This is a genomic window from Klebsiella sp. GG_Kp175 (genome assembly GCF_040062325.1).
GTDB classification, from domain to species: Bacteria; Pseudomonadota; Gammaproteobacteria; order Enterobacterales; family Enterobacteriaceae; genus Klebsiella; species Klebsiella quasipneumoniae.
The window spans coordinates 62,594-74,921 of sequence record NZ_JBEAFX010000007.1 but is presented as its reverse complement, the minus strand read 5'-3'; the positions used below and the strand labels follow the sequence as shown (position 1 = coordinate 74,921).

6 protein-coding genes and 2 pseudogenes are annotated in these 12,328 nt (G+C 57.2%); 4 read left to right on the top strand and 4 right to left on the bottom strand.

Going from position 1 to position 12,328, the window contains the following annotated elements; all coding sequences use genetic code 11:
- Positions 1 to 37 precede the first annotated feature (37 nt).
- Complete coding sequence (gene guaA / locus ABLU73_RS13545) at positions 38 to 1,615, top strand: glutamine-hydrolyzing GMP synthase (protein WP_004201905.1); 1,578 nt, start codon at positions 38 to 40, stop codon at positions 1,613 to 1,615.
- 138 nt (positions 1,616 to 1,753) lie between these two features.
- On the opposite strand, the gene ABLU73_RS13540 is transcribed toward guaA, so the two are convergent.
- Positions 1,754 to 2,974, bottom strand: coding sequence for an MFS transporter (locus tag ABLU73_RS13540; protein WP_004201907.1), 1,221 nt, complete (start codon positions 2,972 to 2,974; stop codon positions 1,754 to 1,756).
- A 73-nt stretch (positions 2,975 to 3,047) separates the two neighbouring features.
- Here ABLU73_RS13540 and ABLU73_RS13535 point away from each other — a divergent pair.
- Positions 3,048 to 3,960: pseudogene (locus ABLU73_RS13535) on the top strand (LysR family transcriptional regulator).
- 97 nt (positions 3,961 to 4,057) lie between these two features.
- On the opposite strand, the gene ABLU73_RS13530 reads toward ABLU73_RS13535, so the two are convergent.
- Positions 4,058 to 4,231 (bottom strand): YfgG family protein, encoded by a 174-nt coding sequence (locus ABLU73_RS13530; protein ID WP_032456457.1) that lies wholly within the window; start codon positions 4,229 to 4,231, stop codon positions 4,058 to 4,060.
- 370 nt (positions 4,232 to 4,601) lie between these two features.
- Here ABLU73_RS13530 and ABLU73_RS13525 point away from each other — a divergent pair, with 370 nt between their 5' ends.
- Positions 4,602 to 6,830, top strand: a complete 2,229-nt coding sequence (locus tag ABLU73_RS13525; protein ID WP_017900442.1) for an EAL domain-containing protein — start codon at positions 4,602 to 4,604, stop codon at positions 6,828 to 6,830.
- Positions 6,831 to 6,885: 55 nt separating this feature from the next.
- Here ABLU73_RS13525 and ppx read toward each other — a convergent pair whose 3' ends face one another.
- Positions 6,886 to 8,418, bottom strand: a complete 1,533-nt coding sequence (gene ppx / locus ABLU73_RS13520) for an exopolyphosphatase (RefSeq protein WP_004201914.1) — start codon at positions 8,416 to 8,418, stop codon at positions 6,886 to 6,888.
- A gap of 3 nt (positions 8,419 to 8,421) precedes the next feature.
- Entirely contained in the window at positions 8,422 to 10,482 is a 2,061-nt protein-coding gene (gene ppk1 / locus ABLU73_RS13515; RefSeq protein ID WP_002913838.1) for a polyphosphate kinase 1, read from the bottom strand.
- A 177-nt stretch (positions 10,483 to 10,659) separates the two neighbouring features.
- Here ppk1 and ABLU73_RS13510 point away from each other — a divergent pair.
- Positions 10,660 to 12,327 (top strand): annotated as a pseudogene (locus ABLU73_RS13510) (hypothetical protein).
- The last annotated feature ends 1 nt before the right edge of the window (position 12,328 follow it).

Below are 12,328 nucleotides of genomic sequence, written 5' to 3'. Positions count from 1 at the left end.
TATTTACTCTGTTTCACTTGCCTCGGAATTAGCGTCAATGACGGAAAACATTCATAAACATCGCATTCTCATTCTCGACTTCGGGTCACAGTATACTCAGCTGGTGGCGCGTCGCGTGCGTGAACTGGGCGTCTACTGTGAGCTGTGGGCATGGGATGTCACGGAAGCACAGATCCGCGAATTTAATCCAAGCGGCATCATTCTTTCCGGCGGCCCGGAAAGCACCACCGAAGAGAACAGCCCGCGCGCGCCGCAGTATGTGTTCGAAGCCGGCGTGCCGGTATTTGGCGTCTGCTACGGTATGCAGACCATGGCGATGCAGTTGGGCGGCCATGTAGAAGGCTCTAACGAGCGTGAGTTTGGCTACGCGCAGGTTGAAGTGGTTAACGACAGCGCGCTGGTGCGCGGTATCGAAGACTCCCTGACCGCGGACGGCAAACCGTTGCTGGACGTGTGGATGAGCCATGGCGACAAAGTCACCGCCATCCCGTCTGACTTCGTCACCGTCGCCAGCACCGACAACTGCCCGTTCGCCATTATGGCCAACGAAGAAAAACGCTTCTATGGCGTGCAGTTCCACCCGGAAGTGACCCACACCCGTCAGGGTATGCGTATGCTGGAGCGCTTCGTGCGCGACATCTGCCAGTGCGAAGCGCTGTGGACCCCGGCGAAAATCATCGACGACGCCGTTGAGCGTATTCGCCAGCAGGTTGGCGATGACAAAGTAATCCTCGGCCTCTCCGGCGGCGTGGACTCTTCGGTGACCGCGATGCTGCTGCACCGCGCCATCGGCAAAAACCTGACCTGCGTATTCGTGGATAACGGTCTCCTGCGTCTGAACGAAGCCCAGCAGGTGATGGAGATGTTTGGCGACCACTTTGGCCTGAACATCGTTCACGTGGAAGGCGAGCAGCGCTTCCTCGACGCGCTGGCAGGTGAAAGCGATCCGGAAGCGAAACGTAAGATCATCGGCCGCGTCTTCGTGGAAGTGTTCGACGAAGAAGCGCTGAAGCTGGACGACGTCAAATGGCTGGCGCAGGGCACCATCTATCCTGACGTTATCGAATCTGCCGCTTCCGCCACCGGTAAAGCGCACGTCATCAAATCTCACCACAACGTGGGCGGCCTGCCGAAAGAGATGAAGATGGGGCTGGTTGAGCCGCTGCGTGAGCTGTTCAAAGACGAAGTGCGCAAGATCGGTCTGGAGCTGGGTCTGCCGTACGATATGCTCTACCGTCATCCGTTCCCGGGCCCGGGCCTCGGCGTGCGCGTGCTGGGCGAAGTGAAGAAAGAGTACTGCGACCTGCTGCGTCGCGCGGACGCTATCTTCATCGAAGAGCTGCACAAAGCTGACCTGTACAACAAAGTGAGCCAGGCGTTCACTGTATTCCTGCCGGTTCGCTCCGTCGGCGTGATGGGCGATGGCCGTAAATACGACTGGGTGGTTTCCCTGCGTGCGGTGGAAACCATCGACTTCATGACCGCGCACTGGGCGCACCTGCCGTATGATTTCCTCGGCCGCGTCTCTAACCGCATTATCAATGAAGTGAACGGTATCTCCCGCGTGGTGTATGACATCAGCGGTAAGCCGCCAGCAACGATCGAGTGGGAATAATCCCCGGCGTTAGTTGAATAAAATGAAACCCTCTGTTGTTACAGAGGGTTTTTTAATTTATGCCCAGCCTCAATCCCGTCATCCCTCACCGCTATCCATCACTGGGTGGTTTCCTGTGTCCCCGGTGAATGTACCCGTTTATGGTTCCGGCAGATGTTCAGCCGGCCCACGTTTTGCCCCCGGGCAGAGGGCTGGACGCTTGTCCGGCTCTGTTTTACCCACCGATCGCGCCATCGCCAGCGCCAGTCCGGCAACGATCAGCGTTAACCCGGTGGAAATCCACATTCCACCCACGATACCCAGCCGATGGTTCAGCCATGCATAGGTAAAGGGGGCGGCCGCCGCCATCAGTTGCCCGGGGATCAGCAGGAGACCCGTGCGGCTGGCGTAGCTTTCTGCGCTAAACAGCGCCAGCGGCAGCGTCGCTTTCACAATCGTCACCAGCCCATTTATCGCGCCATAGCCGAGCACAAACCCGGCTGCGCACCCGGCATACGCCGTGCTGCTGACACCAAGGAGAAAACAGAGCGGCATGGCGAGCGCGGTAAAACGCGTCAGCGCGAGCGGGGTGATGCGTCGACCGGCCAGCACTTCCCCCAGCCGGGCGCCGGTCTGGCCAAATCCCCACAGCATTCCGATGGCAACCGGCAGGCCAAAGTGGCTGATAAACTCCGGCAGATGGGTGGAGGTGCCGGTGGAGATGAAGGTGATCAGCGCAATAAAGAGCGCATAACGTATGCCGTTACGCCGATCGCCATCCGCTGTTGGGGCTTTCGCTTTCGTCGATGAGCCGAGCCGCTGACGAGGCAGCTGATAACTCAGCCATGCGCTCAGCAGGCCAAACAGCGCATAGACCCGCAGGGCATCCTGCCAGGACATCACGGTGAGTAAAGCCTCCCCCAGCGGCCAGAAGAGGGCAGAGGCCAGACCGCCGGCGAGGGTGATTTGAGAGATGGTTTTCCGCGCCTGCTGGCCGTAAAGGTTCACTACCGCGGCGAACAGGGCATCATACAACGACAGCCGCATGCCGACGCCGGTCAGCAGCCAGGCGCCGTACCAGCCGACCAGCGAAGGGCTCCAGGCCATCATCGCGCAACTGGCGGCTATCAGTAAGGTTCCGCTGGTGACCACCAGTCGTCCGCCAAAGCGAGCCAGCAGCCTGGCGACCAGCGGGGAGACCGCCGCCATGATCAGCATCGCAAGCGTCAGGCCAAGATAGATCTGCGGCGAGCTCCATCCCTTGTCGGCGGCGATAGCTCCGGCAAAGGTGCCGGGCATATAAAAAGAGATACCCCAGTTGATCAGTTGCTGAGCGCCCGCGGTGAAGGCTAGGCGTCGGGGAATAGCCGGTGTTCCCATGGTTTTTCATTCCGTTAAGAGAGTTGTCCTGAGCATACCCGGCAGGCTATTGTTCTGGCAGAGCGGCCACCTTATGCGCGGTATAAGAGAAACTTTGCATGACAACACTGAACCTGGGAAACCTGGCGACCTTCCGGCTGGTCGTACAGCGCGGCAGCTTCTCAGCCGCCGCCGACGCGCTGGGGATCTCCCAGCCTGCCGTCAGCCTGCAGGTGCGTCAGCTGGAGCAATTTTTACAGACCCGACTGCTGGAGCGCACCGGGCGCGGGATCAAGGCGACGGCGGCGGGAATGGCGCTGCTGGCCCACAGCGAGCAGATCGATCGGGCGGTGAATAGCGCGGTGCAGTCGGTCAGTGCATTTAGTCAGGAAGTTAATGGCTCACTGACTCTGGGGACCGGCGCGACGGCCTGCATTCATCTTCTTCCGCCGCTGCTGCAGCATCTTCGTCAGCAGCACCCACTGCTGACGGTGGGGGTGACCACCGGCAACACGCTGGATATCGTCCGGGCGGTGGAGGAAAACCGGCTCGATCTTGGGCTGGTCACGCTGCCCGTTCAGGGACGCAGTCTGGCGGTGACCGCCGTGGTGGACGAGGAGTTCGTGGTCATCCATCCCAGCCACGAGGCGGGGATCCCGGCGGTGTGTACCCCTGAGGAGCTGCAGGCGCTGCCGCTCATTGCCTTCGAGGCGGGCAGCGGCACGCGGGATCTGATTGACCGCTGGTTCCGTTCGGCGGGCCTGGCGGTCACGCCGGTGATGCAGCTGGGGAGCATCGAGGCGATCAAACGCATGGTGCGGGCCGGGCTGGGCTACAGTATTGTGCCCCGCATGGCGGTAGAGCAGGCGGAGGATCGCTATGGCTTAACGGTACATTCTCTGGCCCCGTCGCTGTACCGTCAGCTGGCGGTTGTCATGCGTCAGGATAAAGTGATTACCAAAGGAATGGCGGAAATGCTGCGTCTGCTGCAGGCCGTGCGCTTATAAATCGTCAGCGGCAAAACATGCCTCGTCAGGGATAGTGCCTCGGAAACGGGTGTCTCTACCTGCGGATAGTGGCGTATCCGGCATCAGGATCAACGGGTTACTCGCGGGCGGAGGGCTCGGCGGTGAGCGTTGACTCCTGCGACGCTTTTTTATCCTGGTGATGATACCAGGCGCCGATGGAGGAGTAGACAAAGCGTCCAAAGAAGAAGAGAAAGCTGATAAGCAGTACGATACGGGTCATGCGACGGTTAAATCGATGTCGTTTACGCATACTGGGTGCCTGACTCACAAAAGGTTCCTTGAAGTATACCCGAAGATGGGCGATGGGGGTATTAAGGCACAGGAACGAGGTGGGGTCAATTGATGCAGATGTAAAAGTGCGGCAGTGAAAACATTAATTAATGTTATATAAGATAATCCTCGTATTTACATGCTCTCTTTATTAGCCACGAAAAGCTGAAAAAATAAGTTTTATTAATGTTGGTGTCAGCATTTGTTGATTTACATCAACAGCCTCATTCTCTTCACCACTAAAATCAGCGGACGTTACCGTATCGTTATTACTTATGCGGTCAGCATGGGGTGGTTGGATGCCTGCCTGAATATGCCTCGCAGGAGCAGAGGCTCTCTGTAGAGCACCTATGAATTTATTAAAATACTATCAACAATATCGCGACAAATGGTGGGCCTTACCGCTTCTCCTGCCTGTGTTATTATTACCCCTTGCCAGAGGGATGAATACATATACCATGCTGAATGGGCACATGGTTTATCTTTATTATCTTCCCCTGGCGCTGGTGCTCAGCCTGATGATGTTTTTCGGCTGGGCGGCGATCCCCGGTATTATCGTTGGTCTGCTGCTAACGCTGGCCCGGGGCATGACGCCGGAGCAGGCCGTTGGCGTACTGTTCCATTTTCTGATCCCCTGCGTGCTCTGCTGGGGCGGATATCGCATCTTTGTTCCCCAACGGCAGCAGGTATCGCACGGTAACGTCAGGCTGATGCCGCATCGTCTGTTCTGGCAAATGCTGCTCCCTTCGGTCATTTTTCTGATTTTGTCGCAGATCGCCGAGTATCTGGGGCTACATCCGCGCACAACGGATATGACCGGCGTCTCGCCGTTTAGTTTACGGTCGTTAATCACCTTTCAGGCGCTGATGGTGGGGTGCCTGACCGGTGTACCGTTATGTTATTTACTGCTGCGGGTAATTCGTAACCCTTTTTATTTGCGCGGGTATATTTCTCAGGTTCGCTTACAAATTGATCCAAAAATAAAGAAAATTGAAATCATCAGTTGGGCGGCGATATTAACCCTATTGCTGGGGCTATTATTGATGCCGCTTAATGATACCAGCACCATATTTAGTACAAATTATACATTATCCTTATTGATGCCGGTGATGCTGTGGGGGGCGATGCGTTTTGGCTATCGCTTTATCTCGCTGATATGGACGCCGGTACTGATCGCCGTGATCCATTTTCATTACCGTTATTTACCTATTTATCCAAGTTATAACACTCAGCTGGCGATCACCTCGTCAAGCTACCTGGTGTTCTCGTTTATTGTCGCCTATACGGCGATGCTGGCAACACAGCAGCGGCTGATCTACGCCCGGATCCGACAGATGGCCTTCCTCGACCCGGTAGTACATATGCCGAATCTGCGGGCGCTGAGCCGGGCGCTGAACGGCGCGAGCTGGTCGACGCTCTGTTTTTTGCGTATTCCTGAGCTTGAACTGCTGGGCCGCCACTACGGGGTGCTGTTGCGTATTCAGTATAAGCAAATGCTGGCGAATCACCTGCGTGCGCTGCTGGAGCCGAACGAAGCGGTATATCATCTTGCCGGTCACGATTTAGTGTTTCGTCTCAACAGCGAAGGGCACCAGGCGCGCATTCACTTAATTGAGCGCTCCTTGCGACAGTTCCGTTTTCACTGGGACGGGGTCCCCCTGCAGCCGCGGATCGGCATGAGCTATTGCAACGTCCGCTCGCCGGTGAAGCATCTGTATTTGCTGCTTGGCGAGCTGAACACGATTGCCGACATGTCGCTGGCCAGTGGCCATCCGGAGAATTTGCAGCGCCGCGGCGCCGGGCATGTCCAGCAGGATCTGAAAGACAAAGTGGCGATGATGAACCGCATCCTCAAGGCGCTGGAGCAAGACTATTTTGTCCTGATGGCGCAGCCTATCCAGGGCATTCGCGGCGACAATTACCATGAAGTGTTGTTGAGGATGAAAGGCGAGTCGGGCGAACTGACGGGGCCCAACGAGTTCCTGCCGGTGGCGCACGAGTTTGGGCTGTCCACGCGCGTGGATCAGTGGGTCATTGAGCATACCCTGGCCTTTATGGATGCCAACCGGCGGGCGCTGCCCGGTCTGCGGCTGGCGATCAACCTCTCTCCGGTCTCGTTGAGCCGCAGTCAGTTTCCCGAGGAGGTCGAAAACCTGCTGCAGGCCTACAACATTGAGCCATGGCAGATTATTTTCGAGCTGACCGAAAACTATGCGCTCAGCAACCCCGAGCTAGTTTGCCAGACATTAGAGCACCTGCGGGCACTGGGCTGCCGGGTAGCTATCGATGATTTTGGTACCGGCTACGCCAGCTATGCGCGGTTAAAAACGATGAACGTCGATATTCTTAAAATAGACGGCAGCTTTATTCGCAATCTGCTCGCCAGCAGTCTTGATTACCAGGTGGTGGATTCAATCTGTCGTCTGGCGCGGATGAAGAACATGCAGGTGGTGGCCGAATATGTTGAATCGCCGGAGATACGCCAGGCGGTCATCGCGCTGGGGATCGATTATATGCAGGGCTATGATATTGGCGTCCCGGTGCCTCTGACGCAGCTGGCGGAGGGGATGAGCGCCTGAAGCCGTAAAAAAGCCGGGCGCGATGGCCCGGCTCGCATGATATCCATAGAGGCGATCAGGCGTCTGGCTCTTCTTCCGCAATTTTCAGCAGCCACTCCGGCACACCTTCCCAGTACTGCTGCTCTTTTTCCAGATCCAGCAGCACCAGCGCATTCTGGCTAAACCAGTTGTGCGGGAAGGTCAGCGTCCAGTGGTGAGCTTCCGTCTGCAGCCGTAGCGTCGGCGGCGTGGTGGTGGCCTGACGCTGGTTGTTCAGCAGCACGCCGAGGCGCAGCAGCTGGATCAGCGGCAGAAACTGCTTTTTCCTGAACAGCGTAAAGCGCGGCAGATCGTCGAGTTTTATCGCTTTGCGATGATAGCGCACCAGGGTGGCCATCAGCATCTGCTGCTCCTGGTTGAAGCCCGGCAGGTCGCTGTTCTGCAGAATATAGGCCGAGTGGCGGTGCATGCCGCTGTGGTTAATATTCAGGCCCACCTCATGGAGCATCACCGCCCACTTCAACAGCGCCGCCAGGTGCGGATTGGCCAGCTTGGGATTCTGCTCTTGCCACTGCTCCAGCATAAGGGTGGTGGTTTCCAGCACCCGGCGCGCCTGTTCGCGATCGATGTTGTACTGATTCGCCAGACTCTGCGCCGTACGGCTACGAATATCCTGGTGGCGGAAGCGGCCTTCCATTTCGTACAGCACGCCTTCACGCAGCGCGCCATCAGACAGACGAAGCTCTTTAATGGCTAGCGCGTCAAATACGCCGCACAGAATGGCCAGCCCCGGGGCAAAGACCGCTTTACGATCTTCCGAGAGGCCGGGCAGGCTGAGCGCGTCGAAGTTTTTATGCTTCAGCAGTTCACTGACCAGCATTTCGAGGCGCTCCGGCGTAATAAACCCGTCCTTCTCGCCCATAGCCACCAGCACTTCCTGGGCGGCCTTAATGGTACCGGAGGCGCCCAGCGCCACGGTCCAGCCCTGAATACGGAACTGCCAGGCCAGGGTTTCCAGTTTTTGCACCGCCGCCAGGCGAGCGCGCTGGAAATTTTCTTTATTGATGGTCCCGCCGGGGAAGTAGGCCTGGGAGAAACTCACGCAGCCCATGCGACGGCTTTCCACCAGCCGGGGCTCAAAATCTTCACCGATGACCAGCTCGGTCGAACCGCCGCCGATATCAATCACCAGCTTACGGCCGCGCTCCGGCTGCGTGTGCTCCACGCCCATAAAAATCAGGCGCGCTTCTTCATTACCGGAGATGATCTCGATCGGGTAGGGGATCACTTTTTCCGCGCGTTTAAGAAACTCTGCCGCATTGGTCGCCTGGCGCAGCGTATGCGTCCCGACGATGCAGACGCTGGAAGGGGAGAACCCCTGCAGGCGTTCGGCAAACAGCGACAGGCAGTTCAGCCCGCGGGTCATGGCTTCTTCGCTCAACACCGAGTTTTCATCGAGGCCATCGGCCAGATGTACGCGCTGTTTCAGGCGTCCGATGATCTGCATGGCGCCGTCGACGACACGGGCGATCACCATATGAAAACTGTTCGAACCAAGGTCAACCGCAGCGAACTCCTGCGGCCGAGGGGTTTTTTCGTTTATTGGCATAGGTTAGTCGGGTTGTTCGAGTGATTTGAGATAATCGTAAATCGCCATCTGAGCGCGTACTTTACGGCGATTGCCGCGCGGCACATAGCGATTACTCAGTTCTTTATCAAGATAGCGCGCTTTTACCGTATCGTTGAACAAGATATCAAAAATATCCAGCACCCGCTGTTTCAGGCGCGGGTCGAGCAGCGGGGCGGCAACTTCGATGCGATAATCGATATTACGCGTCATCCAGTCGGCAGAGGAGAGCCAGACCTGCTTATCGCCACCGTTTTCAAAACAATAGACCCGGTCATGCTCGAGGAAGCGGTCCACAATGCTGATGACGCGAATATTTTCGCTGATGCCTTCCAGACCGGGGATCAGCGAGCACATGCCGCGGATTAACAGGTTGACCGGCACGCCGGAGCTGGAGGCGGCATACAGTCTGTCTACCAGTCCTTTATCCACCAGATTGTTCAGCTTCAGGGTAATACCGGACGGTTGCCCGTTCTGCGCATTGGCGATCTCGCGGTCGATCATCTCATACAGCAGACGACGCGAGTTCTGCGGCGACACCAGCAGGTAATCGAAGCTGACCGGGCGGTAGGGGTTTTCAATAAAGTTAAACACCCGGCGAACTTCATTGGTAATGCGCGCATCGGCGGTTAACAGCGAATAGTCGGTATAGATCCGCGCGGTCTTCTCGTTGAAGTTACCGGTGCCGATGTGGGCGTAGCGCACGACCTCATCGCCTTCTTTACGCGAGATCAGGAACAGCTTGGCGTGGATTTTCAGGCCCGGCGCGGAGAAGATAACGTGGACGCCCGCTTCCGTCAGGCGTTTCGCCCAGTGAATGTTGGCCTCTTCGTCAAAACGCGCCTGTAGCTCCACCACTACGGTGACTTTTTTACCGTTGTGGGCGGCGTGGATCATCGCGTCGATGATGCGCGAATCCTTGGCCACGCGGTAGATGTTGATTTTGATCGCCAGTACGCTGGGGTCGAACGAGGCCTGACGCAGCAGCTCCAGCACATGCTCAAAAGTATGATAGGGGTAGTAGAGCAGCACATCGCGTTCGCGAATGGCGTCGAAGCCGTTGCGGAATTTATCAAACCACAGATGACGCAGGCGCGGCATAGGTTTATTGACCAGATTGGCCTTACCCACGTTCGGGAAGCCGATAAAGTCTTTGAAGTTGTGATAGCGGCCGCCCGGCAGCATTGAGTCATAGTTGGAGATGGAGAGCTTATCGCGCAGCATTTCGACCATCGCGTCCGGCATATCGCGCTGGTAGACGAAGCGAACCGGCTCGGCGGTCAGGCGCTGTTTCAGGCTGGAGGACATCAGCTCCATCAGGCTCGACTCCATCTCATGCACCAGATCGTACTCGGCGTCACGGGTCATTTTCATCGAGTAGGCGTTCAGCGCATCGTAATCAAAGAAGCCTTTAAAGATGTCGTCCAGGCAATAGCGCAGAATGTTATCCAGCAGGATCATTGGTTTACGGCGGCGAGGCGCTTCCGGCGGCAGGTTTACGAAGCGCGGGACCTTATCCGACGGAATTTCCAGCAGGGCATAGTTGATGTTCTCCCCGCGGATAATCTCCACCGCCAGATAGGTGTAATCATCTTTCAGGAACTGCACGAGGTCCGTTTCGCGGTTAATCAGGATCGGCGAGATATGCTGCCGCAAATACTGTTTAAAGTAGTTGCGCAGCCAGGCCTGCTGATTGACGGACAGCTGGCGCTCGTTGATCAGGAAGATCTGGTTGCGCGCCATCTCCAGCAGCAGTTCGTTATACAGACTATCGAATTCCTGATCGGCCTTCAGAACGCGGGCCTGGATTTTGCCTAACAGGTGGCGAGAATGGGCGGTACTGCCTTGTTCTTCACTGATAATAATCCGGCGCTTAAGCTCAGCGAAGCGCACTTTGTAAAACTCATCAAGGTTGTTGGAGTAGATCCCTAAGAAGCGCATGCGCTCAATCAGCGGGTTACTTTTGTCCGCCGCTTCCTGCAGCACGCGTTCGTTAAAAGATAACCAGCTGAGTTCTTTTTCGATGTATAGCTTTTCCTGGCCCATTACAACTCACACTCCGGATCATTGATGTCGCTTGTTTCATTATGGCGAGCATTGCCATTGAATGTCCAACTATGTCAAAGCAATATGACAGTTTTCTTTCAACCTGATGTCGGGAAAAAGCGGACGCGTTTGTTTGCTTACGTTATGTTCAATCATGAGTAAATGGGGGGCGAAACGATGTGGGAAACGCGGGCGCTGGAGCTCAATAATCAGGATATCTGGCACTGGCCGTCAGCTTGTCGCTTAATGGAATATGCCATAAAACATGGTTTTAATACCGTGGTGATCGGCCAGGCGGAGCTGTTCGGCAAGCTGGTATCGCCGCAGGGCTACACGCCGTTTGACTATAACGACCGGTTGTCGAGCCAGCAGCGAGCGCGCTGTATCTATCTCAACCGCCTGGCGCTGCGCTGTCGGGAACTGGGGCTGCGCTTTTATCTGCAGGCGAAAGAGCTCAGTTTCCCGACGGAGCTGTTGTTAGCGCATCCGGAACTGCTGGATAACCCGGGCGGTGTGCGTTTTGATGTGGATTTCTGGAGCCGTTGGTTGACCGACAAAGTCCGCGCCGTCTGCGAGGGCGTACCGGCGCTCACCGGCTTGATTATCGCCCTTTCCAGCACTGACGGCTTGTTGCCGATCTCCCGCCCGCAGTGGGATAGGCAGCGTCGCGAGGCGGGGGAAGGGCGCCAGCCGGCGCAGAGCTTCGTGCTGTATCGCCGCTGTTTTGGCGCCTTGAGCCAGGCCGTCGCGGCGCAAAACAAACATCTGGTAATACGCGTCTTCCCGGCAAGCAACGACGATCTCAGTACCGTGCTGGACGCTATTGAACCGCTGCCGCCGACGGTATCGGTATCGATTAAACTGACCCCGGAACGCTTCTGGCCAGCCTTTCCCAATAACCCGGCGCTGCTGGCGGTGCAGACGCGGGATGTGTGGGTTGATATCGATCTGGCCGGGGAGGAAGTTGGTTGGGGAGTTATGCCGTTTCTGCGTATCGATGAACTGCAGGGGCGGCTGCTGTGGTGCCAAAGCCGGAATCCGCGTATCACCGGCGCTATCTGTAAAGCCAGCTGGGAAAGTATTGATAACCACTGGATCCCCGATACCTTAAGCGAATGCAACCTGTTCGCCTGCAGCCAGCTGCTGGGGGACGGGATGGCGAAAAACCAGCAGCAGTTGCTCGACCAGTGGCTGGCGCAGCGCTACGGCTGGTGTCCGCCTGACGACGTGGCGCAGCAGTTCCGGCAGCTTCTCGAGCAGGGAGCGCAAACGCTCTACCAGGCGATCTACGTGCGCGACCACGTCTTCCATCGCCACAGCCAGCTGCCGGAAAGCTACGGGCAGGCGGTGTGGAGCCTGTACGGTCAGCTGGCGCGTAGCCACTGGCTGCCGGGGTCGGCGCAGGATATTCATTTCACCCGCGACGACCCGCAGAAGTCGATGAGCAATCTGACGCAAATCGCGCAGGAAAAGGATGAGGTGGCCAGCGGCGCGCAGCGCCTGGGGGAAGAGGCGTTGGCGTTTGCCCACACGGCGGAGTTTCCTGCAGCGCTGGAGCGGTAGTGGCGTGAAGAGTGGCAGGGGCTGGCGCTCTATTGCCAGCTGTTTACCCATGCGCAAAAGGCCTTTTTTACGCTGCATTTCGCCCGCGAGGTGGAGAACAGCTGGAGCATGCGGGAGATCTGCCATATCAATGTGCAGGCGCTGTACCGTTGCGCGTCTGAGATGGAAACGATCTGCCAGCAGATGAGCGACGCCTCGCCGGCGTTCTACGTCATGTTCGATCCCGGACGGGTGCGTAGCCTGGCGGATAGCCTGAGCACCGAACTGACGGCGCTCAGGTAAC